We start from the raw sequence: 25,351 nt of genomic DNA, 5'->3' as shown, positions 1-25,351 counted from the left end.
GGAGCAGGGGAAGCAGGGGAAGCAGGGGAAGAATAACCAACCATTAAAGAATTTCCCATGCCCAATGCCCTATACCCTATGCCCCACTCAGCACTATTTACTAGCTTGTTCCGTCAGCTTGGTGAGTACCTCATTTGATCGCTCAACGAAGGATTTCATTCCTTCAGCGTCAAATCCTTTTTGAGACATCAGCGCTAAATCGTAGACGTGTTGGCAAATCAAGTTGACTAACTGATCTGTAGACGATTCACCGTCACCTTGAATGATACTACCTTGGTTCAGATTAGCCAGATTTTGAATTAGCGGGTGAGCAGTATTCACCAGCAAAATGTGATCTTCGGGAAACTCTGCTGTTCCCTGCTGCATCATGGCGTTCATTTCGCGCAGGCGGCGGAGAATCTCTGGTAAAAGAACGATCGCAGGTGGTGTACCTTGAGGATCTTCTGATTTCAACGCTTCGGTACGGATGTTGAGTTTGGGTTTGTTGAGGGATTTCTCAAATAACTCTTTGATCGTCTCACTCCGGGTTTTATTCGTCTTGGGATCGACAATTTCCTTATCTTTATCTTGTTCTAGCAGGGTATTATCTAAATCTGAGTCTACCCGCGTAAACTTGACATCCTGATATTCCCGCTCTAGGAAGTTGATAAAGTGGGTGTCGATGAAGGAGTCCATAAACAGGACTTCCAAACCTTGATTTTTGTACAGTTCTATGTATGTAGATTGGGTCGCTTCATCGGTGCTGTAGAAAACTCGGTTTTCGTTGCGTTCTTTGTTGCGCTCTAGATACTCTTTCAGCGTAGTATAGGGAGCGCTGGGTGCTGAGTCAGAACTGGGTGAAGGAGTCACATCTTGCCAAGCATCACCGTCTGAAGATTGGACTTCAACCACTGGCGTTTCAGCCGCAACTTTTTCTGTCAATTTGGCGGTGGTGCGGAAGACGATGATATCTTCGATTTGTTTTTTGAATTTTTCGTCGTTGAGAACGCCGAATTTTACGAAAGTGCCGAGGTCTTTCCAGGCGCTAATGTACTGTTCGCGGTTATCGCGGAAAAGTTCTTTGAGGCGATCGCCTACTTTTTTGGCAATGTAGTCACCAATTCGCTTCACGGTGCGATCGCCTTGCAAAGCACTCCGCGATACGTTCAGAGGAATATCGGTACTATCAATCACACCCCGCATCGGCATCAGAAATTGCGGGATAATTTCTTCGCAGTTGTCGCTGACAAAAACTTGATTGCAGAATAGCTTGATCTGTCCTTTCGTAACATCTACATCCGGTCGCATTTTCGGGAAATACAGAATCCCGTTAATGATAAAGGGATAGTCAGTATTTAGATGTACCCATAACAAAGGTTCTTCCTGAAAAGGATACAGGTAGCGGTAAAACTCTAAATAATCTTCTTGAGTAAGATTACTCGGAGACTCTCGCCACGGTGCTTTTTGCTTATTTATTACTTCGCCATCGAGTTTAATTGGGACTGGCAAAAAGTCGCAATAAGTCTTGACAAGATTCTTAATTCGTGCTGATTCGAGAAATTCCTCTTCTTCCCCTTGCAGGCTGAGAATAATAGTTGTGCCGCGAGTTGTCCGAGAAGATTCTTCGAGAGTGAAAGCTGGGGAACCATCGCAAGACCAGTGAACTGCCTGCGCTCCTTCTTGGTAGGATAAGGTATCAATTTCTACCTTTTGCGCCACCATGAAGGAAGAGTAGAAACCAAGACCGAAGTGACCGATTATCGGTTGATCTGATTTGCCTTCATATTTATGAATAAATTCTTCAGCGCTAGAGAAGGCAACCTGATTGATATATTTCTTAACTTCATCTGCGGTCATCCCGATACCGTTATCGGAGATGGATAGAGTTTTCTTATCTTTGTCAATGGCAATTTCAATTTCTGGTTCGCCGATATCTCCAGCATAATCGCCGGCGCGGGATACCATTTTCAGCTTTTGGATGGCGTCTACAGCGTTGGATACCAGTTCCCGCAAGAAGATTTGATGATCTGAGTAAAGCGACTTCTTGATGATCGGGAAAATATTCTCAGTATGAATACTGATAGTGCCTTGTTCTAGCATAATTGGTAGTTTTCGATGTTAGTATCTGAAATGATGATAGTAGGTAATACAACCTAGCCATCTGTTTTCCAGGATAAACCCGGAGAACACAGAAGGGCATGATACCAATTAGGATTTTAAAAGCATAGCTGAGGCGATCGCACCTTTTTTGAGCATTGTTTGCCGCCATTTTCTGATTCGGATTCCCCTACTCCCGACTCCCCACTCTCCACAGATTGCTGTTTAAGTATTACTAGAATTTTTCTCCAATACCAAAAAATAATGGTATGGATAAGTAGGATCGATAAATTCTTGCTTAACAGTTAACCCAGCTTTGGCAACAGAGTTTAAAATCCGCGTTTTCGGATAACCTTTTAAACCCATTTCCCAGCAGTGTTCGTCACAGACTGGCGTTGTACTCCAGAATTTTGGGACATTGAATAGTAAATGCCTTGGTCTGCCTGAGAAAGAGGTTTTCACCTGAAACGAGAGGTATTGAGTGCAATAGGGAATTGAAATCACCAAAAATTTCTTAGTTGCAATAGCAAGTTTTCTCAATGCTTCTTCTGACTGTTCGTAGGGGAAATGTTCCAGCACTTGAAACAGGACAATCGCATCAAATTTATCTTTTGGTAAGGAAAAATCTGTAGTCAAATCCAAAATTATTTCTGGCTTAAGGCTGGGGTCAACATCAGCAGTGGAGACGTTGTATCCATTATTCTTCAAGATGTCTGTTAACAGAGAATTAAAAATCCCAATTTCCAGAACGTTTTTTACCTGATTACCCAGCGAAAAAATTAGACGCAACTGGTGATGGTAACTGATGAGGCGATTTTTTGATAAATATTCTGAATTTCTAATATCTAACGAGCTGATGAGTTGCATAAATAAGCCTACCTAATCTGATGGATTGATAAATGTGGTGGGTATACAACTACAGGATTCCCAAAACAATCGTGAAAGTAACAGCACCTAACTAATGAAGAATGATTATTTGCTATGCCCATGAAAAGTCCTAATCCCTTGTTTCTAAAGAATCTTAGATTTTCGCGACTGGAATACCAAGCATCTGTAGTCACCGTCTTCGGCTGTAATCCCCAAGCCAAAACTTCAGCAATCATTTCTCTTAAATAATCATTTTTTGTTTTCCCTTCTTGTTTGTTATATATTCGATAATTTATGGGCACAGATTTACCTAATAGGTCGGTGTAATACAAAGTAATTAATTGAATTCATTTAACTATACGATGATGCTTTCCTAGCAAAAATAACCAATCAACTCTGTTAAATGCGGGTCACTATAAGGCTTGTCAATAACTGTATCGTCTCCACTGACAGTACCGCCTGTTAAATTGATGTACGGCTTTACTTCATTAAATAAATCCTTGGGTTCATACCTTTCCCTTAAAAGGAAACGATTGACACTATCATGAGATAAATATTCCAAAATTTCCGCCAAACGTTTACAACCTGGAGATGTCTATTCTGCCAGTAAAAACAGCGATGGCGGGAGGAAAAGCAACCTCTTTGCAGATACTACCCCGCCGTTTGTTGCAGCGCTTTGTTAGGCTCAGTGGCCGGACAATGGAGGTGGACAGATTTCCATAGTTTGAATCAAGCCATGCTCAATGGTATAACGATGACCAACGTGCTGATCGGAAAGAACTGTTCCAGCTAAGTCGCGCACGACCTGATGCACATCAACTAAAATTCGCCCGGAATCCTCCCGGTGAAAGGAAATCGGCTCAACGTGCGGATTGATGCCGAACCATTGCCTCGTCCAGTAAGCGCGAACTGCTTGATGTCCATGAACATAACCGCCTTCAAACGCTTTCGGCCAAGCCACATCAGGAGTCGTTGTGGCGAGGGCGGCGTCAATATCTCGCGCGTTGAAGGCAGCGTAAGCCGCGCGTATCAGTTCAATTTCTGGTGCAGATTTATCTGGCATAAGAGGTGTGGTGAAGGACATGCAGCTGGGCTTAACAATTCTTATTCAGAACGCTTCTGCATAAGATCCCGCAGCGGGTGGATAGGTTTAATGATTCTGTATAACAACATAACACCTTGAGTTAATAGTCAAGAGTCATAAGTCAATTTTGAGAATAATCACTAACGACCACTAACCAAGTGTAATGCTTAATTAACACTTATTAATTATGCCAAACATTCATTAAGTTGTGAGTAAATTTCGCTAATATCCAACTTTCTACCAATAAAAACAGCTTGATTTTTAGGTGGAGTCTGCCATTCATCAGCATGCAAGCTATAGCGAGGGCCACTCAGTTGAAAAATATGGCGCAAGTCACTATCACTAAACCATAAAATGCCCTTAGCTCGAAATACATCCTGTGGCATCTTTTCGGTGAGAAAGTTCTCAAACTTATGGACATCAAATGGTCTATCATTTTGGAAAGAAATCGAAATAAATCCATCATTTTCTAAATGATGCGAGTGATGTCCATGATGATGGTGTTCATGATGATGGTGTTCATGCTCATGAGTATCTTGGTAATCATTGGCAGTATACTCATTTACTGGAGTTAAACCCACATCTAAAATTAATGGTAACGCTACCTCCCCATGTTTGGTGTGCAGGATTTTTGCACCATTTTTCACATCATGGATAAAATTTTCTACGTCTTCTATTTTTTCTGAAGTCACAAGGTCTGTTTTATTCAAAAGAATAATATCTCCGTATGTAATCTGTTTTAAAGCAGCTTCACTATGGAAATGTTCTTGATTAAAAGCCTCAGCATCTACCACAGTGAGAATGGAGTCAAGGTTTGTTAAATCCCTTAATTCTGTACCTAAAAAAGTTAAGATAATTGGTAGTGGGTCAGCGACACCAGTCGTTTCAATAACTAAATAATCAATCCGGTCTTCTCGTTCTAAAACTCGATAAACTGCATCAACTAAATTATCATTGATAGTACAACAAATACAGCCATTAGTTAGTTCGACCATATCTTGGTCAACAGAAATTAGCAATTGGCTGTCTATGTTAATATCACCAAACTCATTCACGAGTACGGCAACTTTTAAATCTTGTTTATTCTTGAGAATTTGATTTAGCAGTGTAGTTTTACCACTACCTAAAAATCCGGTGATAATAGTAACAGGCATTCCTTTTTTAGGAATTTCAAGAGTTGGGTTTGAAGTTGGTACTGTTAGTTGAGTCATAATCAATTCGAACTTCCGTAAATTTCCATTTTTTAGGATTCGTATCAGGTTCGGTTAAACACTTATAAAATCTGTAGGTTGGATTGATGAAAAAACCGACATTTTATCCTTACTCATGTTGGTTTGAATGGCAGTAAAACCCAAATTAAATTGATAGATTTTATTATAAGTAATCAACCGAATTTGATATCATTAGTAATTGCTACTAATAAATTTTTGCCCTTATCTAGAGCAACATCAAAGCTACTTCTTTGGCAAAGTAAGTCAAGATTAAATCAGCACCAGCCCGTTTCATGCTGGTTAAAGATTCCAAAATTACTTGTTTTTCATCAATCCAACCCATCTGGGCTGCGGCTTTAATCATGGCGTACTCGCCACTGACGTTGTAGGCTGCAACTGGTAAATTTGTAGCTTCTTTTACCTGACAGATGATGTCTAAATAAGCTAGAGCAGGCTTTAAGCTGTTACGCAGCTAAATTTAATAAACAGCATTACCTTTATTTTTAATTTTGCGTTCCCATTTAATAATAAGACCTCCTTCATTTAACAATTTATTTAACAACTCTTCTAGCTGTGATACTGACTCGAACAATCTATGAGCTATATATTCTTTTGCTGAATGCCAAACCAATTCAATCAAATTATAATCTGGACTATAAGGTGGTAGAAATTCCAGGATAATATTTGGCATTTCTGCCTTGATACGAACTAAAATATCTTTTCTTTTATGGAAGCTGGCATTATCTAAGATAATCACTATTTTCGCAGAACATTTATTGAAAGTCTCAATTCTATTTCCTTGCTCTATCCATTCTTGCAATAGAAAATTATTCAAAGATTGAAGCTGCTCATAAAATACATCGGCATTTCCTTTTTTAATCACAAAATTCATTCTCTTCTTGTCGTGATAACGTAACCCTCCCATAATATTTACTCTTCCTCTTCTTCTTTGACCTGTGATTTGTTTCCTTGTACCTTTCTTACCCCAGTTTTTTCTTCTTATCACTCTTAAACTAAATCCACTCTCATCCCAAAACCATACCTGTAAACGCTCTGGGGCTTCCTTTGTTATTCTTAAGTATTCTGACAATTTTTCTTTAAATGCCTTACGCATTTCAGGATTCTGTTTGTCCTCTAGGCTGTATTTTGCCCAAAGGTAAACGTACTTTTTTTCGCTCTAATATTCTCCCAACTTGTGAACCACTTAACTTAATTCCTGTTATCTTTTCGAGGTATGTAGCTAGTCTTGCTGCTGTCCAACGACCAAATTCATACCCATACTCTACTGGCTCTTTTTCTATTATTTCTAATAACAAATTCTCATACTCTTTGGTAACTTTACGGAAGTTACCCTCTCTTCTCCCATCCCAAAAACTTTCTAGGTTATCAGGATCTCCATGCACCGCCCAATATGCTACTGTTGGATATGCAATATCTAAAAACTTACTAATCTCTTGATAAGTTTTTCCATCATTCATTAATAATAAAATCAGAATCTTTTCTCTTACGTAGGGATTTTAATGCTCTTTTAGCGTTTTTAGTAGCCTTTCCTTCTGCTCTTGGGAAAGATGATTTTTTGCTGGCATAGATGGCTGATACTAAATTAATTACTTAATCTAATATTATACAATCTAGCTGCGTAACAGCTTACCATGATGATATCTGCACCTTCGGCAATATCCAGTTCAACTTCTTTTAAAGCTTCTCTGGCATTCGCTGCGTCCATTTGATAAGTCTTTTTGTCGCCAAATTTGGGGGCAGAATCCAACGCATCACGAAAGGGGCCATAGTAGGCGGAGGCGTATTTTGCAGAATACGCTAGAATCCCGACGTTAATATAACCTTCTGCATCTAAAGCTTGGCGAATTGCTCCGACTCTACCATCCATCATGTCGGAGGGTGCAACAAAATCTGTCCCAGCAGCAGCTTGAGACAGTGCCATTTTTACTAGCACTTCTACAGTGGGGTCATTTAGGATAGTCCCTTTTTCATCCACTAAACCATCGTGACCATGAGTGGTGAAGGGGTCAAGGGCAACATCAGTAATAACAACAATTTCTGGGATTGCCTGTTTAATGGCTTTGACGGTTTGCTGTACTAATCCCTCTGGGTTGTAACTTTGAGTGGCTGTGTCATCTTTTTTATTTTCGGGGATAACGGGGAATAATGCGATCGCATTAATTCCTAACTCAGACACTTCTGCTATTTCTTTGAGCAACAAATCTAGAGAATATCGATAACACCCTGGCATGGAGGTGATTTCTACTTTCTGTGCTTTACCTTCGGTGACAAACATGGGATAGATGAGGTCATCCACAGTCAGAGTATTTTCCCGCACCATCCGCCGCAGGGTTGCAGTCCGACGTAAACGACGAGGACGTTGAAACGGTTTCAACGGCTTGTCGGTAGTTGAAGAAGCAGGCAACATAGAAAAATATAAAAATGATAATCATTATTGTAGAGCTTTTCTGGGAAGTTGCGATCGCATTGAGCCGATAATAGGTGGTGTGATTCCTTCTGCTAATACTTTCACCAAAAAAGAGGTAGCCTAGCTTTTGCCGAAATAGCCCAACACAAGAGCAGGAAAGCTTTTTAGGCAATTTTATTGGCTCAGTTTTTTTACCATCCGCCAAAAATCTAGATTTGCTTTATGCCAATACTCGTAAATTGGTGAAGATCCCCCCAACCCCTTTTTAATGGGGGTTGGGGGGATCTTTAAGGGCAAAATATCACTAGCCCCAAGTTTATTGGATTAATGGGTAGGATTCTACGCGCTAAAGTATTTTGCTATTGGGTGATAGGTAATAATCGCAGTGGTAGACTGTTCTGGATAAAGTTGTTCGCTTTCATCCATATACAAGTTAATCCTGTCAGTCTGCAATAACTCCAGTTGCTTGTACTGGTCTTGGATATTTGGGCAAGCAGGATAACCAAAACTATACCGTGAGCCACGATAGCGTTGTGCTAACATATCCCGAATGTTGTCGGGTTCTTCAGCAGTAAAGCCTAACTCACGGCGAATTCTGGCGTGTGTCCACTCCGCCACAGCCTCCGCCACCTGCACCGCCATACCGTGAAAATACAGGTAATCTGTGTATTGATTGGCGGCAAACAGCTTTTGGGCGAACTCGGTTGCAATCTCCCCTACAGTCACCGCTTGCATTGGGAAGACATCAATAATTCCTGATTCCTTCGGTGCAAAGAAATCTGCTATACACAACCGCCTTAACGACTTCTGTCTAGGAAACTCGAAAGTTGTAACCTGTTGTGATTGACTTTCTGAGTCATATATATGTAGAGAATTCCCCTCAGATTGACAAGGGAAATACCCATAAATCACCTGGGGATGCAACAGATTCTCTTCAATAATCCGCTGTTTCCAAGTTTCTAACACTGGGTAGACTTTCTCAGCTAAGAAAGCCTGATATTCTTCCTTAGATTGCTCTTTTGGTTTACGGAATTGCCACTGTCCAGCAATTAAAGCTTGTAAATCTAAATGCCAGAATATTTCCTCAATGGGAATATCACTAGGCTGCAATAACTGTGTTCCCCAAAAAGGCGGTGTTGGACGTTCAATATCTATCGCTACAGCATCAGAACGTCTTGTATCTACTACTTTTGGTTCAGAAGATGTTTCTTCAGCAGTTGTAGCTTTTGGTTCTTTGTTACCATTTGTCGAAACTTCAGCCGTTTCGATTTCGTTCAAAAATCCTTGCAAATCTTCCCAGTTATTGGTTGCCTTTGCTGGCATTAATTTATCCATGAAGTGCAAGTCAGAAAAGGCATCTTTGCCATAAACAACTTTACCTTTATAGGTATTTTGGCAATCTTCATACACAAATTTGGGAGTCAGCGCCGCACCACCTAAAATTACAGGGACACTAATTCCCTTTTCGTTAAATACTTCCAAGTTCTCTTTCATGAAGGCGGTGGATTTCACCAGCAAACCACTCATGGCAATACAATCAGGTTTGTACTGTTCGTAAGCGTTGATGATGTTTTCTACTGGCTGTTTAATTCCCAGGTTAATCACCTTGTAGCCGTTGTTGGATAAGATGATATCCACCAAGTTTTTACCAATGTCGTGGACATCGCCTTTCACTGTGGCAATGATAAAGGTTCCCTTGGCATTGTTGCCTGATTCTGATTTTTCCATGAACGGTTCTAGAAATGCCACCGCCGCTTTCATGGTTTCCGCAGATTGCAGAACGAAAGGTAACTGCATTTGTCCAGAACCGAATAATTCCCCGACAACTTTCATCCCATCTAGCAGGAAGGTGTTGATAATCTCTAAGGGGGGATGTTCTTCTAAGGCTTTTTTCAGATGTTCTTCTAAGCCAATGCGTTCGCCGTCGATGATGTGGCGTGTGAGGCGTTCGGGGATGGGGAGACTTTCATCTAAAGAGCGATCGCGTTTAGTTGTTACCCCGGCAAACGCTGTGGTAAGCTCTCCCAAGGGATCGTAAACGCAGACGTTACCCTCAAATTTACGTTCGTCATAAATCAACTGGCGACAAATTTCTTGATGACGTTCGTCAATCTTCGAGAGCGGTAAAATTTTATTAGCGCTGACAATAGCTGCATCCATTCCCGCCGTTGTCGCTTCGTGCAGAAATACTGAGTTCAGCACCATCCGCGAGGCTGGATTTAAACCAAAGGAAATATTGGAAACACCCAAAATCACATGACATCCAGGCAATCCTTCACGAATCCGCCGGATAGATTCAATTGTGGCTTTACCGTTTTCTCGGTCTTCTTCAATCCCGGTGGAAATGGGTAACGCTAGGGTATCAAAGAATATTTCTGTGGGTGGTATGCCGTATTCTACAGCTTGACGGTATGCGCGTTGAGCGATCGCAAACTTTTTGTCTGCTGTCCGCGCCATCCCATCTTCATCGATAGTACCAATGATTACACCAGCACCGTATTTCTTCGCTAACTCCAGCACTTTCAAAAAGCGCGGTTCCCCATCTTCGTAGTTGGTGGAATTTAGCAAACACTTACCACCGGCAACCTTTAAACCCGCCTCCATCTTTTCCCATTCGGTGGAGTCAAGCATTAAAGGCAGTGTGACATTATTAACAATGCGCGAAACTAATTCGTGCATATCGCGCACGCCGTCACGTCCCACATAATCGACGTTGACATCGAGGATATGTGCGCCTTCTTTTACTTGCGCCCTCGCCATTGAAACGAGTCCATCCCAATCTTCCGCATTTAGCAAATCGCGGCACTTCTTGGAACCACTGGCGTTGAGACGTTCGCCAACAATCAAGAAGGAATTATCTTGGTCGTATGGCTGAGTGGTGTAAATTGATGCTGCTGCTGGTTCTAAGCTAGGTTGCCTAACTTTTGGCTTCAGGTCTTTAGCAAGTTCTGCCAATTGTTGAATGTGTTCTGGACGCGTCCCACAGCAACCCCCGATCACTTGGACACCCAAATCTTCAACAAAATGCATCAATGACATCCGTAATTCCAACGGTGTCAGCCGGTAGTGCGCTTGACCGCCGACGTTCTCAGGTAAACCTGCGTTAGGAATACAGGAAACGATGAAAGGCGAATGTTCTGCCAGATACTTGATATGTGGTTTCATCAAGTCTGGGCCTGTGGCGCAGTTTAGACCGAGAATGTCAATTGGGTAAGGTTCCAGAATTGTCAGCACAGCACTGATTTCTGAACCTACCAACATTGTGCCCATGCTTTCCATTGTCACAGAAACCATCAACGGTCTGCGATCGCCTTTCTTAGCAAATACCTCTTCAATAGCATTTAGCGCCGCTTTAATTTGCAGCACATCTTGGCAAGTTTCCACCAAAAATAAATCGACACCACCATCCCACAGCGCCTCTGCTTGTTCAGCAAAAGTAGCTTTCATGGTATCAAAGTCAATATGTCCCAAGGTGGGGAGTTTCGTTGTGGGGCCGATGGAACCTGCCACAAACCTGGGTTTTTCTGGCGTGGAAAATTCCGCCGCGATACGCTTCGCTAATTCTGCGGCTGTCTTGCTGAGGTAATAAGCTTGGTCTGCTAAGTCATATTCTGCCAGCACCAGGGAGGTACTGCCAAAGGTATCAGTTTCAATGACATCTGCACCAGCGGCGAGAAAGTCGCGGTGAACCTTAGCGACAGCTTCAGGTTTCGTGTGGACTAAGTATTCGTTACAACCTTCATACTGTGGGCCGCCGAAGTCTTCAGCAGTCAGGTTTTGGGTTTGTAAGTTGGTTCCCATCGCCCCATCGAAAACGAGGACTGGGCTATCTGGACTACGCAGGCGTTCAAGGAAAGGATGAGTCATATTTTCCTAGAATAATTTGGGTCAGTCGTATAATATAGCTGCTTGCAGTTGAGTCCAATACAGACCTAACCCCCAACCCCTTCCCTACAAGGGAAGGGGAGTAATATTCAAAGCCTCTCTCCTTGTAGGAGAGAGGTTTGGAGAGAGGTCAAAACTGTACTGCACGCCAGTGATAAACGCTATATTCGACCTACTTTATTATTTTCCCAAATTGTGATATTTTTGGCAGCTTTTATTCTGAAGTTAGGTAAAAGCGCTTTGGTGAAGGTCATTTACAGCTACACAAACAAGAAGCTCATCGTCCGTGGGCTGAATGCGTTTTTTGTCTTGACAACTGTAATACCTGCACTGGCTCATCGCCATCACCGCGCTGTAAGTTCATCAGCAAATACTTTGTCGTAAATATCATTTTCAAGGCTTACCCAATCCTGATAAGCCTGAGATTCAACAGTAGGATTAACAATATTCAATGTATGCCATAAGACGATCGTCTGTAGTGTTGGTAGTGCCTAGGCGTAACATTGCAATTATAAAGCGATCGTAGTCGTAGGGTGTGTTAGCGCGAAAGCGTAACGCACCTTTGATACTCGTGAATGAGTCTTTTAGCTGCATTAATGAGCCTTTTAGCTCCATTAATGAGTCTTTGAACTCCGTTAATGAGTCTTTGAACTCCGTTAATGAGTCTTTGAACTCCGTTAATGAGTCTTTGAACTCCGTTAATGAGTCTTTGAACTCCATTAATGAGTCTTTTAGCTCCGTTAATGAGGCTCAGAACTCCATTAATGAGTGAATGTTATTTCGAGGGTAACGATGTCTATGACGGGCTACGCCTACGCACCCTGCTAATTTAAACATTACAGCTGTTTCTACGCACATGAACACAATAATCCAGTCTCTAATGCTTAGTTGCGATATACTGCTTTAGTAAATATTGCTACAAAGTTGGTGAGGTTTGCAGGTGACAAACGAAGAACTGTTGCAAATTATTGAACAAGCTGTCGAAGAAAAGGCAACAAAGCTATACCTCTCTGACAATCAACTCAGTAGCCTGCCGCCAGAAATCAGTCAACTCTCCAGCTTGACGGAGCTATACCTCTTTGACAATCAACTTAGTAGCCTGCCGCCAGAAATTAGCCAACTCTCCAACTTGACAACGCTATCCCTCAGTAACAATCAACTTAGTAGTCTGCCGCCAGAAATCAGTCAACTCTCTAACTTGACAACGCTATACCTCGATAACAATCAACTTAGTAGCCTACCGCCAGAAATTAGCCAACTCTCCAACTTAACAACGCTATCCCTCAGTAACAATCAATTCAGTAGCTTACCCCCAGTAATTAGTCAACTCTCCAACTTAACAACGCTATCCCTCGTTAACAATCAATTTAGCAGTCTACCGTCAGAAATCAGTCAACTCTCCAACTTGACAGGACTATACCTCTCTAGCAATCAACTTAGTAGCCTACCGCCAGAAATCTGCCAACTCTCCAACTTGACAGAGCTATACCTCTACAACACTCAACTCAGCAGTTTACCCCCAGAAATCTGCCAACTCTCCAACTTAACAACGCTATCCCTCGGTAACAATCAATTTAGCAGTCTACCGTCAGAAATCTGCCAACTCTCCAACTTGACAGAGCTAAACCTCTCTAGCAATCAACTCAGCAATCTGCCGCCAGGAATTTGCCAACTCTCCAACTTGACATTGCTAAACCTCTGTAACAATCAACTCAGCAGTATACCGCTAGAAATCTGCCAACTCTCCAACTTGACAAGACTATACCTCTCTGACAATCAACTCAGCAGTATACCGCTAGAAATCTGCCAACTCTCCAACTTGATAAGACTAGACCTCAATAACAATCAACTCAGCAGTATACCGCCAGAAATCTGCCAACTCTCCAACTTGACAAAACTATACCTTCGTGAAAATCAACTCAGCAGCGTGCCGCCAGAAATCTGCCAACTCTCCAACTTGAGAAGGCTAGACCTCGATAGCAATCCACAATTAAGCTCGCCGCCGCCTGAAATTGTCGAGCAGGGAAGGCAGGCAATTTTAACCTATCTTCGAGAAAAGTTAGAGGGCAGTCAACGGCAGTGGATTTCTAAACTGCTAGTCGTCGGTGAAGGAGGTGTGGGTAAAACATCATTATTAAGAGCATTGCGCGGTGAAGAGTTCGACACCCAGGAATCCACCACCCACGGTATTGAAATTAAATCCCTGGAATTAACCCATCCCACGCAAGCTGTCACCATGCAGCTGAACACCTGGGACTTTGGCGGACAGGAAATCTATCACGCTACCCATCAATTCTTCCTCACCAACCGCTCTCTATTTTTACTCGCCTGGAATGCCCGACTGGGATTTGAGCAAGGTAAACTCTACTACTGGCTAGATACTATCAAAGCCTTAGCCCCCGAATCTCCGATTTTACTCGTCGCCACACACATCGATGAGCGAGATGCCGATCTTCCCCTAACTGAGTTACGCCGCAAATACCCCCAGATTATCGAACATTGTAAAATTAGCTCTAAAAGCAGCAATGGCATTGAAAAACTTCGGCAAGGAATCGCAGAATCAGCCGCTAAGTTGCCTTTAATGGGTGAAATCTGGCCTACCACGTGGCTAAACGCTGCCAATGCAATCCGCACCCAGCCGAAAAAACAAATCACACCACAGCAATTGTGGGACATCATGGCTGAGTCCCAAGTTGCTGACATCAGCAAGGAAGTACTAGCGCGATGGCTGCATGAATTAGGTGAAATTCTCTACTTCCAAGACAACGAAGAACTTAACGATACCGTTATTCTCAAGCCCCAGTGGGTAACTGAATATATCAGCAAAGTGCTGGAAAGCGAAGACGTAATCAACCGCTTTGGCATTTTCACCCGTCAAGAAATGGCTCAACTTTGGCGCGATTTAGAGCCATCCATACGGGATCACTTTTTGCGCCTCATGGAGCGTTTTGACCTTTCCTATCGCATTCCCGAAAATCGGGATCTCAGCCTGGTTGTGGAACGTTTGCCCTTCGATGCGCCTAATTATGAACAGAAATGGCAGCAAATTAAACAAGCAGGGGAATGTAATGAAATTTCGATGAAATTTCAACTCAATACCATTCCTGCGGGGATTCCTACTTGGTTTATTGCGCGTCAACACCGCTTCACAACCGGCATTCATTGGCGTAACGGTGTTTTATTTGCTTATGAGCAGGAACATTTAGCATTAGTGGAAGCTGTTAAAAGCGATCGCTATATTAAGTTAACAGTGCGAGGCCCTAACCCGCTAAATTTCTTTGTCCTACTTCGAGATGGCATGGAACTCACTCTCGCCAGGTTTCCCGGATTAGACATTCAACGCACAATTCCATGTTTTGGTCATAATGGTCAACCATGTACCCACGAATTTGACTATAAACAACTATCGCAACGCTGGGAAAAAAAGAAAGGCACAATTGAATGTCCAGAAGCTATGGAAGATGTATCAGTGCCAGAACTCTTATATGGCTTAAACTGGAATACTCAAAATGCAGTGCTAGAACGCATTGACCAGTTAGAAAAAACAGTTGTTGACGGACAAGCAGTAATTCTCGATGAATTCAAAAATCTCCTAGAACTGACGCAACGGGGATTTACCAATGCATTCCGTCGCGAACAAGCAATCATAGATGCTCACTGTCCCAATATCTTTGTGTTGCGTCCCCATGATGCTAAAGCTTGGCAAAAGAATCTAGCTGGACAGAAATTAGATTTACAACTCTATTGCCAAGCACCAGGCTGTTGGCATCCCACCCAAGAAGGTGGTTTATATGAAATAAATGAACCTGCCAAATGGCTGAGAGTAACTGCACCTTATATTGGTAACTTATTCAAAGTTTTGAAATATGCTGCACCGATAATTGGCCCTTGGCTGGGTGTGGTAGATCCCAAAGAATATGAAACGCTATTTAAAAACGATTTAGAACTATTTAAAGAACTAGCAGCAAAATTACCTGAACTCAAAGAATCTGAAGATTTAGAATTAGCAGACAAAATTGCTAGAGGTGAAGATTTAGATCCAGAACGCACTGATGGTGCAGCTTTGCGTGCTTTGCGTCAACTCTTAGAAGAAAAAGATCCCCAGCAGCACTGGGGTGGATTAAAGAAAGTCTTAACTCCAGAGGGACATTACCTGTGGCTATGCGAACATCATGCAGCCGAGTATAAACGCTAACTATTTTAGATTTGAAATTGCGATATTGAATTGTGTCTCTACAATTCATCAACTATTCCCTGAACCAGTAGCGATGGTTTTGATAGCATTGAGATAGCTCCTAGACAAAGGAAGCATCTAAAACAATGACTTAGGATTACAACATATACTAGTAACGTATATTTAACTAGACTTAAGGTATTATAGCGATTCTCGTTTTGATACCATAAACTGTAGAGGTTTACAGAATTGTGCCTCTACAAAGGATACGCAAATTTAGCTATAAATTAATATCTACTGTTTTACGGGTATCAGAAAAATGAGGTTTAAAGACTGGGCGACTAGGGTGCTACTAATCTCGCTGATGTTCATGGCTCTAATTATAGTGCTGCTAATTGGACGAGCGACAAAATTACAAAATAATCCGACAATATCTGATACATCCAATACATCCAATCCACAGGTTACAGCCTGGAGTCAGTATCCCCAGGCAGAATTGCAATCAGCGAAAGAGCCAGAAAATAAATCTCAAGATTTTATCAAGTCCCCAGTCAAGACTAACAAGCCTGTAGCAAGGTATGTAACCACTCAAGCTTTTGCACAATACAGACCTAATTATCAAGTTGTCGCAGTTAACCCAACTAACTATGGAGAACGGTACGCCCAAGATGTCAGCGGCGTTCCTCTCACCAACCAACCGATTATCGTCCTCCATGAAACTGGTTATTCAGCTTCTAGCGCGATTAATTTCTTTCAAGTAGCCCATGACGATGAAAGTGTGCAAGCAAGTTACCACGCTTTAATCAAGTTAGATGGAACGGTGGTTTATCTAGTACCGCCAGACAAGCGGGCTTTTGGTGCAGCTAACTCAGTATTTGATAGTCCTGATGGAGTCGAAACTGTGAAGACTAATCCAAATTTGCCCCCGTCTGTGAACAATTTTGCCTATCACGTTTCTTTGGAAACACCGCCAGATGGTTATGACGCTAGCAGCCAACAAAGCCATAGCGGTTATACGGAAGCTCAATATAATTCTCTTGCTTGGTTAATTGCTCAAAGTCAAGTCCCAGACGATCGCATCACTACCCATAAACTAGTAGACCGTTCTAGTAAAAAAGTTGACCCGATAAATTTTGATGGGAATAAATTTCTAGACTTACTTAGTACTTATCGTCAGGTTAGACCAATCTATCGAGTCAGTAAATAATTCAGGAGTCAGAATTCAGGAGTCAGAATTCAGGAGTCAGAAGTAAAACAGGCTTTATACCTGGCTTATGGATAAAATTTTGAATTGTTAACTTGCTCAAGGAGGCGCGATCGCGTCAAAATAAGAGTTAAGACGCTGTAACCTAACTTAACAATGACCATAACGCAGCTTGAGCAAACTCTTTCCCCTCAACCAACACCGCCAAATGAGCGGGGATATGAATATGATTTGGTAATTGTCGGCGGTGGGATTATTGGGTTAACTCTAGCCTCTGCTTTAAAAGATTCTGGTTTGAGTGTCTTGCTAATTGAGGCGAAAGTGGCATCAGCGGCGGTAGCGAAGGGACAAGCCTATGCAGTTCACAAGCTTTCGTCACTAATTTATGAAGGAATTGGAGTTTGGGACAAAATGTTGCCTCAAATCGCCAAGTATTGCCGAGTTCGTCTTTCGGATGCCGATTATCCCAATGTGGTGGAATTTACCACAGATGATATAAATACAGCAGAGTTGGGTTATGTAGCGGAACACCAAGCCCTGTTGCAGCCGTTGCAAGATTTCGTCCAAGATTGCCCAAATGTGACTTATCTGTGTCCAGCGGAAGTGGTAAATACGCAATACCAGCAGAATATAGTCGCCATAGATATAAAAGTTGCCGATCAGCTAAGAACAGTTCGCAGCAAATTAGTTGTAGCAGCAGATGGATCGCGATCGCCAATTCGGCAAGCTGCTGGAATCAAAACCTCTGGCTGGAAATATTGGCAATCTTGCATTGTGGCATTTGTCAAACCAGAAAAACCCCACAATAACACCGCTTACGAAAGATTTTGGTCTAGCGGCCCCTTTGCGATTTTACCTTTACCGGGGAACCGTTGCCGCATCGTCTGGACAGCCCCCCATGAAGAAGCAAAAGCTTTGTGTGCCTTAAATGATGAGCAATTTTTAGCAGAATTAACCCGCCGCTATGGCGATCAGATGGGAAAATTGGAATTACTAGGCGATCGCTTTGTTTTTCAGGTACAACTCATGCAAAGCGATCGCTACGTTCTCCCGCGACTAGCATTAATTGGTGATGCGGCGCACAATTGCCATCCCGTCGGCGGACAAGGTTTAAATCTGGGTATTCGGGATGCAGCGGCTTTGGCGCAAGTAATTCAAGCAGCGCACAAAGCGGGTAAAGATATTGGTGACATCCAGATTCTCAAAGGTTATGAACGCTGGCGTAAGTTAGAAAATCTGACAATTTTAGGTTTCACCGATTTGTTAGATCGGATGTTTTCTAATAATTTCTTACCTGTGGTGCTGGTTCGTCGCCTGGGTTTATGGCTTTTGCAACGAGTACCTATATTAAAGGTGTTTATGCTGAAATTGATGATTGGCTTGAAAGGGCGGACTCCAGAATTAGCAAAACGTTGAAGAAGAATTCAGTAGTCAGAATGGGCTAAACCTTAGCTATCCGCTAACAGGAGTCAGAATTTATCAGAATTTAGAAGTGTGGGGTATTTCGACCCACCACCACTGTCTTGTGAGGAAAAATCAAAGCCTCGCTCACTTTCAATACGGTTCGGTTAAGGTTTTTTGATGAAAATTCTAGATCCAAAGACGCGATAAATCGCGTCTCTTGCCTTAACCGAGCCGTATTGCGCTCACTTTGGGCTAGGGTTTACACATAAGTATCGTAAAAAAACATCCAACTTTTTTAGATTTTGAATTAATTGTTAATCATGATTCTTTTTCAGTCAGCAACTACCTATGAAACGATCGCGATCGCTGATATCTTGATTAAATATATATAGGGTGTATCAACAGTTTTACCAAACTGGAGGCAAAGATGGCTAAACATGAGTCCAAACACCACTCACCAAAACACGTCTCTAGCACAGGTACAAAACTTGCTGAAAACCCCTTCCAGGTAAAACTGCAAGAATTGCTGAAGCAGAAAAAATATCGGCAGGCGTTAGAAGAAATTAAAAAAAATCAGCGATCGCATCCTGATATTGAATTCACTCCCAAAGAATCAGAGATTTGGTTACTGCGGGGTCAACAGGAATTCCAAAAGCAAGATTTTAAACAGGCAGAAAAATCTTTTGGACGCGCTCTACAATTGGGTCTGGCAGGAGAAGCTCACTACTGGCAAGCAAGGTGTTTGCTAGAGTTGAATCAATTGGACGTAGCTCTGAATTTGCTCCGTGAGGCTTTTGAAGCAGGCAATCTCACCAAAGACTACAGCATCTCTTATCTCAAGCTCCTATTGCTCAAAGGAGATATCGCCACAGTTGAGCAGTTAATCAACCAACAATCTAAACGCTTCAGCGCTGCCCAACTCCACTGGGTAAGAGGAGTGATTGCTCTCAAAAATGAACAACCACAAGCCGCTTTGACATCTTTTCAAAAAATTAAACGCCCCATCACCCCAGGAGATTTACCAAATGCTTGGCTTGTTTACAGTCAGCAAGTGAGTGGTAGTTGGAGTGCAGCCGCTAATCTATTGGGTTTGCAATCATCCAGATTCACCTTTGGCAGACCAAAGTATTTGGAACATCCAATTTTAGAGCGGTTGGCAACTTTCCAACAAGCAAAGACCGGAGAACCACCCCTCAATCCCCAAAATCTGGAACAATCAGATCAGGTGATCCAGGATGCAATATCAGCGTTGGCAATTGTACAGCTAATTAATGATGGCAATCATCATGATGCCGCCCATGTATTGCTACGGATGGAACGGTGTGCAGATCGTTTCCCGGAACTAAATATTCTGCGGACATCGCTCTTAACCCTTGCAGGTCAACAGGCACTTAATCAAGGACAAGCAGAATGTGCAGAGCTATTTTGGCAGCCTTTATTAACAGAGAAACCCTTTAACCCGCAATTGGCAGTTAACCTGTTAGAGGTCTTTGAAGTTAATGATTCTGAGCAAGAACGCCGACGTTTGTTGACTCAGTTATTGAAATGGTTAGAGCAGGAAGGAAAACAAAAGCCTCAAGAATGGCCTGCGGAACGATTGAAATCAACCTTAGCTCACCTCCATTGCCGGATGGCAGATGCTTACATGGCACTGGATCGCGATCGCGCTGCTTTAGGAGCTTTACAACAAGCAGAACGTATCTGTCCCACATCACCCGAATTACTGGGGCGCAAGGGACTTTATGCGGCAATGGAGGAAAATTATCCTGAAGCGATCGCACTGATTACCCAAGCTATTGAAGGTGGCTGTCGCTATCAAGAAATTTATGATGGCTTGCTGAGTTGTTGGGATGAACTAGGAGACAAACAAGCACGTAATGAAGCTCGTCGCCGTTTTGGCAAGCACTTTGGCGACTTCAGTATTGAATCGGAAGTAGAAGTGTTGCCCTGGGTGGATGCTATTTCTACGCTAAGTTATCCCTTCTTTAGTCGTTTGGTGCAGGGTAAAGAGCAGAAAGATCCAGCTTTGCGTGCCTGTCAGATTTTTGTGAATGCAGTACAAAGTTCTCCCAACTCAGGCGGACGAGTCTCGTTAAACCAAAAAGCAGCCACCGAAGCATGGGAAGCTCTCCTAGAAGAATTATCTGGAAATGAGCAAATTTCTGTATTGCAAGCGATCGCTCTTTCTATCCACCTATTCGCCAAACGCGAAAAAGGCATCGCCGCTTTAACAAATCAATATCTGCAAAAGTTGTTCAACCTATCAGCAAAACACCCAGAAGCCAGAGTTGCCCATTTAGTTGTCTTAGCTGTCAAAGAAGGAAGTCCCCAAAAACTAGAATCTCCTCTGCGTGCCTACCTCGACACCATGCCCCAACCAGGCAATGCTCTGGCAAATATCCAACTGCAAGCACGCCGTTTTGGCTGGATTACAACCTTGATTCCTGCCTTAGAAGAAGCATTACGTCGGGAACCACAAAATCCTTTATTGCTATTAGCTAGAGCCACTACCTACCATCTCAATCAACCAAAATACGAACAATTGAAGCAAGAGGGATTTGAATTAGCTCGTCGCCTACAAGATGCCAAAGCATTACAAGCATTTCGGGAAGAACAGGGGTTTCTTGCCGCTAAAGAAACTCAGAGCATAATGCCAGATCCAGAGAAATTTGACAATCTGAATATGTCAAATATTGATGATTTATTAGAAGGGATGCTTAAAAAATTATTTGGCAGCAAAATTCCCCAAGCTGAGTTTGAGAAGATGCTTCCAGAACTTAAGCAAATGATGTTAAACAGTATGCCTAATTTCTTGGATGATGATGAGGAAGAAGATGATGAATCAGAGATCGACTTAGACTTTATCTTTAGAAGCTTACCACCTACCTCTAGAAAGCCAAAGGGTAGAAGAAAAGGAGGTTTTCAGGATTTATTTTAAACAAGCTAGAGGAAAATTTTTATAACTCCTAACTCAGCAATTTTTATGACTTCCCACCACGAACACTTAGGAATTTCTCCAGGAGCTACCCCCGCTGAAATTAAAGCGGCATATCATTCCAAGCTGCGTGAATTTCCCGCTCATACTTATCCAGAAGAATTTAAGGCAATTCGAGGAGCTTACGAGGCACTTCGTAAAGGAGAGACAATCCAAAATGAGGATTTTTTGAAGATTCGTCCCTTAGAAGCAGAACTGAACCCAGAAATATTAAAACAGGTACGAGAAAAAGCGATCGCTCAACTAGAAGTTAGCCTAGATGATTTAATTCGTGCCACATTTTAATTGTTTGGGAATAGGGAATGGGGTATTGAAAACAAATGACAAATGACAAATGACAAATGACAAAGAAGCTTTATTTAACAAATTTTTAGAATATTTACATTCAGAACAAACGCCACCAGAGTATCTGGTTAAAGCGCCAGAATCTACTAATTCTTTTGATGCCTATCAAATGGTGGCAGAATGGACTGCTTTGCGCCATGAAGTTAAGCAACAGGGTAAATTATTGCGTTCTACTCAAGATGCTTTGGTGCAAGCATTGGAAGTAACTCGTACAGATAAAGAACAGCTGCAAATACGCCTGGAAGAAAGCCAAAAACAGGCATTGGATAAATTTGAAAAACAGCAAGAAAAACTACTAAAAGATTTGCTGGGTATCCTGGATGCTTTAGATCAGGCTTGTACTTACTGGCAAGAAGAAATAGAAGCATTATCTGCTACCTCAATACCAAAATCTCCCCCACAAAAAAACTTCTGGGAAAAGCTAAAACAGTGGTTTGGTGGTAAAGAAGTTCAATCAACGGTGTCTGAAAAATCACCAATATCAGAATCTTTAAGCGAAATTTTAATCAGCAATCAACAGGGAGTAGAGTTAATTAGGCGATCGCTTTTAGAAGTACTACGACAACGGCGGGTTGTTCCGATCGCAGCACAGGGTAAACCCTTTAACTCCCAAACGATGTATGCTGTGGGACGTGAGTTAAGAGCAGATGTTACAGATAACACCGTGATTCAGGAAGTAGTACGCGGTTATTTATGGGGCGATACCACTGGTAACGACGGAGCCATGCGCGTCTTGAGAGAAGCACAGGTAATCGTAGCCGCACGAGGGAATGAGGACTTGGATAAGTAACAAGGCAAATATAGAACTAGTACCGCAAGGCGGAATTAAAAATTAAAAATTAAAAATTAAAAATTAAAAATGAAGACAGCTTAAGGGTTTTGTTGATTGGGAATGGGTGGTTTATTTCCGCCGTGCTGTACTAGTACAGCATGAAGGAAATAAATCAGGAGTGAGAATACAGAATCCAGAATTGGTGAATACTCTACTTAAATTTGCAAAAGGTTAGCGATCGCTTGCGGTAATGGCAAAATAATTATAATCAACAAAGCCATCGCCAATAATCCCCAAACGTCACGTTTGTTATCCAATTCACTGACATCATTTAGTGCAGGTTCATCAATCAACGGCATAAATAATAAGATAATCGCCCACACCAAAAACTCTTCCCGAACTAAAGCCAGCAATAGCAACAACACGCGAGCAATTTGACCAATTACCATCGCAGTTCGTTGTCCAAACATCGCATGGACAATGTGACCTCCATCTAGTTGTCCCACAGGCATTAAATTTAACGCCGTCACAATTAATCCCAGAAAACCAGCTACCGCAACTGGATGTAAATCAAGGGCTGATTTTGCTGTTAACTCACTTCCCAAAGCTAACTTCGAGAGTAACGCCAGTAAAATTGAATATTTGGGATTAAGGGCATCAGGATTCAAAAGTCGGGTTTTTTCAGTAATGGCAACCACATCAGAATTAGCCAGACCCCATATTAGTAGTGGCAAAGTAATAACAAAACCTGCAATTGGGCCAGCGATACTAATATCAAATAAAGCTTTGCGGTTGGGAATTGGACTACGCATCTGAATAAATGCCCCAAAAGTTCCCAAAAAGAAAGGCACGGGAATAAAGTAAGGCAACGTCGAGCGAATTTTGTAAAACTTAGCTGTCAAATAATGCCCTAGTTCATGAATGCCCAAAATAGTCATTAGTCCTAAAGCATAAGGCAATCCCTTAAACAGGATATCTGGGTTAGATAGAACTTTGAACAAAGAGCCAATTTCCCAGAGAGGCGGCAGAGAAACACCAGCAATTTCCACTCCCACCAAGGTAGTAGTTAGCAAAGTAGCTACTAGTAGTAGTAGTGCTAATCCTGGTTTAGTTAACCGTTCCTGGTCGCGTCGTGGTGTATTTCTCTCTTTAGCGGCTTGAATATTGGGAACTAGCACAAAGAAAGGTTTGTCATTTAAGCCTTCTTGAAAGATCAGCAAGAAGCGATCGCCAAATTGTGCTTCAATATTAGTCTTAATCTGCTGGTAGGCGTTGCTGGCTTTAGTTCGCAACTGACCACGGCAAATTACAGCTTGTGGTCGATACTCAATATTTTGAACGTAGTACACAGACCAAGGAAAACAATTTCGCAGTTGAGTTTCTTCCGTTGGCTCAATCGGACGCACTATTGGTTCTGGGGTAGGCTGGATAGTCGGCTGTGATTCTGAAGCTTGGGCTTGGGATTCAGCTTCGGTCTGTGTATCTGTTGGCACTCGACGCCCCCAGTGAAACAACACCCAGTACAACAGTGTGCAGACAAATAACGACCAAATGATCAGTCCTGGTGGCGGAGGTGGTTTCGCCCCGTATATCAGCGTCCATCCACTCAACAGAAATGCTGGTGTCATTAAAACCAGCCACAACAACCATACTGGCGTCCGAGTGATGTTAGCGACGCTGTGCTGCACCATTAAATAAGTAGCTAGCCCCAGTAGGAGGATAAATAGAAACCAAAATGCCATGTTATCTTCAGTAATTTTGACAAAACGCCCCACCAGTAGCTTCAGCACCATAGCATTAACTACAAGGCAGACCTCAAATCTCAATTGTTTTCACAAGGGTTAATAGGGGACTGGGTACTGGGTACTGGGGACTGGGAGACAAGAATAACTAATACCCAAATGCCCCATGCCCCATGCCCCATGCCCAATTCCCAATCCCCAGTTCAATTCTTGAGAATTTCCACACTACAACCAGATTGTCCACAACTCCTCAGTTTCGGTTCTTTGATCATGTGCCCTTTACCTCAACAACCAAGTCATACAACTAAGTCACCACGGGCTGTCTTCCCTGACGAAGTTCCTAGCGGAAGTTCTCTGCAATCGGACTTCGCACAAGAGAGTATTTTTGCCTTTCCACCCAATCGGGACACATTAGGGGGAACCTCTTATTTTATTGTAAGAAATGAAGGGAATATCCTCATAGATTGCCCTGCTTTAGACCAAACAAATCAAGATTTTTTGCGATCGCATGGAGGCGTGCGTTGGTTATTCATCACTCATCGCGGCGCTATTGGTAAGACTGCTGAATTTCAGCAAACCTTTGGCTGCGAGGTGCTGATTCAAGAGCAAGAAGCTTATTTATTACCAGGCTTAACTGTAACTACATTTAGGCAGGAATTTACCCTTGATGTAGCAACACAAGTGATTTGGACACCAGGTCATTCTCCTGGCTCATCTTGCCTCTACTACAGTGAACTTGGAGGTATATTGTTTTCTGGTCGCCATTTACTCCCAAATCAGTATGGCAAGCCAGTATTATTGCGGACAGCTAAAACCTTTCACTGGCCAAGGCAAATTCAGAGTCTTCGATTACTGTTAGAACATTTTACACCAGAAACTCTCCAGTATATTTGTCCTGGAGCTAATACAGGCTTTCTTAGAGGCAAGCGAGTCATAGATCAAGCTTATCAACACCTCGTCTCTCTAGATTTACCAGCTTTGTTGCGGATAGAGCCTCTACTTTAAAAGCAAGGGAGTTAGCAGTTATGCCAAATGCATGGATAGCACAATTACGTGACTGTGCAACTAAAGTTTAGGGTCAGCAAATTCTGCAATTAATTAATCAAATTCCCTCATCCCATTGCTCATTTAGCTAATGGTTTAAGGCAGTTAGTAAATAACTTT

At 42.4% G+C, this 25,351-nt stretch carries 14 protein-coding genes and 4 pseudogenes; 7 read left to right on the top strand and 11 right to left on the bottom strand.

Translation table 11 applies throughout. From position 1 onward, the window contains the following. Positions 1-93 precede the first annotated feature (93 nt). From htpG to HUN01_RS05135, 10 genes and pseudogenes are all read right to left on the bottom strand, one after another. The gene (gene htpG / locus HUN01_RS05180) at positions 94-2,079 is read right to left on the bottom strand and encodes a molecular chaperone HtpG (protein ID WP_181930370.1); all 1,986 of its coding nucleotides are present in this window, start codon (positions 2,077-2,079) and stop codon (positions 94-96) included. 222 nt (positions 2,080-2,301) lie between these two features. Beyond that, positions 2,302-2,943, bottom strand: coding sequence for a class I SAM-dependent methyltransferase (locus HUN01_RS05175; RefSeq protein ID WP_094350733.1), 642 nt, complete (start codon positions 2,941-2,943; stop codon positions 2,302-2,304). 104 nt (positions 2,944-3,047) lie between these two features. After that, positions 3,048-3,580, bottom strand: a pseudogene (locus tag HUN01_RS35190) (transposase family protein); the annotation flags it as partial. Positions 3,581-3,628: 48 nt separating this feature from the next. Then, positions 3,629-4,006 (bottom strand): nuclear transport factor 2 family protein, encoded by a 378-nt coding sequence (locus HUN01_RS05165; protein WP_069068489.1) that lies wholly within the window; start codon positions 4,004-4,006, stop codon positions 3,629-3,631. A gap of 206 nt (positions 4,007-4,212) precedes the next feature. Next, a complete protein-coding gene (locus HUN01_RS05160) occupies positions 4,213-5,238 on the bottom strand; it encodes a CobW family GTP-binding protein (protein WP_181930369.1) in 1,026 nt (341 codons plus the stop codon). Positions 5,239-5,464: 226 nt separating this feature from the next. Next, a pseudogene (locus HUN01_RS05155) lies at positions 5,465-5,698 on the bottom strand (porphobilinogen synthase); the annotation flags it as partial. Positions 5,699-5,716: 18 nt separating this feature from the next. Then, positions 5,717-6,824, bottom strand: a pseudogene (locus HUN01_RS05150) (IS630 family transposase). A gap of 29 nt (positions 6,825-6,853) precedes the next feature. Further along, positions 6,854-7,666 (bottom strand): annotated as a pseudogene (gene hemB, locus HUN01_RS05145) (porphobilinogen synthase); the annotation flags it as partial. Between the two features lie 339 nt (positions 7,667-8,005). Next, on the bottom strand, positions 8,006-11,533 hold the full coding sequence (gene metH / locus HUN01_RS05140) for a methionine synthase (protein ID WP_181930368.1): 3,528 nt from the start codon (positions 11,531-11,533) through the stop codon (positions 8,006-8,008). 456 nt (positions 11,534-11,989) lie between these two features. Continuing rightward, a complete protein-coding gene (locus HUN01_RS05135; RefSeq protein WP_181932965.1) occupies positions 11,990-12,145 on the bottom strand; it encodes a hypothetical protein in 156 nt (51 codons plus the stop codon). A gap of 346 nt (positions 12,146-12,491) precedes the next feature. On the opposite strand from HUN01_RS05135, the gene HUN01_RS05125 reads away from it, so the two are divergent. The 6 genes from HUN01_RS05125 to HUN01_RS05100 all read left to right on the top strand — a co-directional run bounded on the left by HUN01_RS05125 (position 12,492) and on the right by HUN01_RS05100 (position 22,463). Continuing rightward, complete coding sequence (locus HUN01_RS05125) at positions 12,492-15,746, top strand: leucine-rich repeat domain-containing protein (RefSeq protein WP_181930367.1); 3,255 nt, start codon at positions 12,492-12,494, stop codon at positions 15,744-15,746. A 298-nt stretch (positions 15,747-16,044) separates the two neighbouring features. Continuing rightward, positions 16,045-16,932, top strand: coding sequence for a peptidoglycan recognition protein family protein (locus tag HUN01_RS05120; protein ID WP_181930366.1), 888 nt, complete (start codon positions 16,045-16,047; stop codon positions 16,930-16,932). Between the two features lie 153 nt (positions 16,933-17,085). Continuing rightward, the gene (locus HUN01_RS05115; protein ID WP_181930365.1) at positions 17,086-18,345 is read left to right on the top strand and encodes an FAD-dependent hydroxylase; all 1,260 of its coding nucleotides are present in this window, start codon (positions 17,086-17,088) and stop codon (positions 18,343-18,345) included. A 415-nt stretch (positions 18,346-18,760) separates the two neighbouring features. Beyond that, complete coding sequence (locus HUN01_RS05110; protein WP_181930364.1) at positions 18,761-21,271, top strand: tetratricopeptide repeat protein; 2,511 nt, start codon at positions 18,761-18,763, stop codon at positions 21,269-21,271. Between the two features lie 45 nt (positions 21,272-21,316). Next, entirely contained in the window at positions 21,317-21,613 is a 297-nt protein-coding gene (locus HUN01_RS05105; RefSeq protein WP_069068457.1) for a J domain-containing protein, read from the top strand. 49 nt (positions 21,614-21,662) lie between these two features. Then, positions 21,663-22,463 carry a nucleotide exchange factor GrpE gene (locus HUN01_RS05100; protein WP_181930363.1) on the top strand — a complete coding sequence of 267 codons (801 nt, stop codon included), beginning with the start codon at positions 21,663-21,665 and terminating at the stop codon, positions 22,461-22,463. 197 nt (positions 22,464-22,660) lie between these two features. On the opposite strand, the gene HUN01_RS05095 is transcribed toward HUN01_RS05100, so the two are convergent. Next, positions 22,661-24,187 carry a site-2 protease family protein gene (locus HUN01_RS05095; protein ID WP_181932566.1) on the bottom strand — a complete coding sequence of 509 codons (1,527 nt, stop codon included), beginning with the start codon at positions 24,185-24,187 and terminating at the stop codon, positions 22,661-22,663. 270 nt (positions 24,188-24,457) lie between these two features. Between HUN01_RS05095 and HUN01_RS05090 the strand changes: the two genes are divergently transcribed. Then, positions 24,458-25,192 (top strand): MBL fold metallo-hydrolase, encoded by a 735-nt coding sequence (locus tag HUN01_RS05090; RefSeq protein ID WP_181932565.1) that lies wholly within the window; start codon positions 24,458-24,460, stop codon positions 25,190-25,192. The last annotated feature ends 159 nt before the right edge of the window (positions 25,193-25,351 follow it).

This window comes from Nostoc edaphicum CCNP1411, from assembly GCF_014023275.1.
Taxonomy (GTDB): Bacteria; Cyanobacteriota; Cyanobacteriia; order Cyanobacteriales; family Nostocaceae; genus Nostoc; species Nostoc edaphicum_A.
The sequence above is the reverse complement of the archived record's forward strand: the minus strand, read 5'-3'. Positions and strand labels throughout refer to the sequence as shown.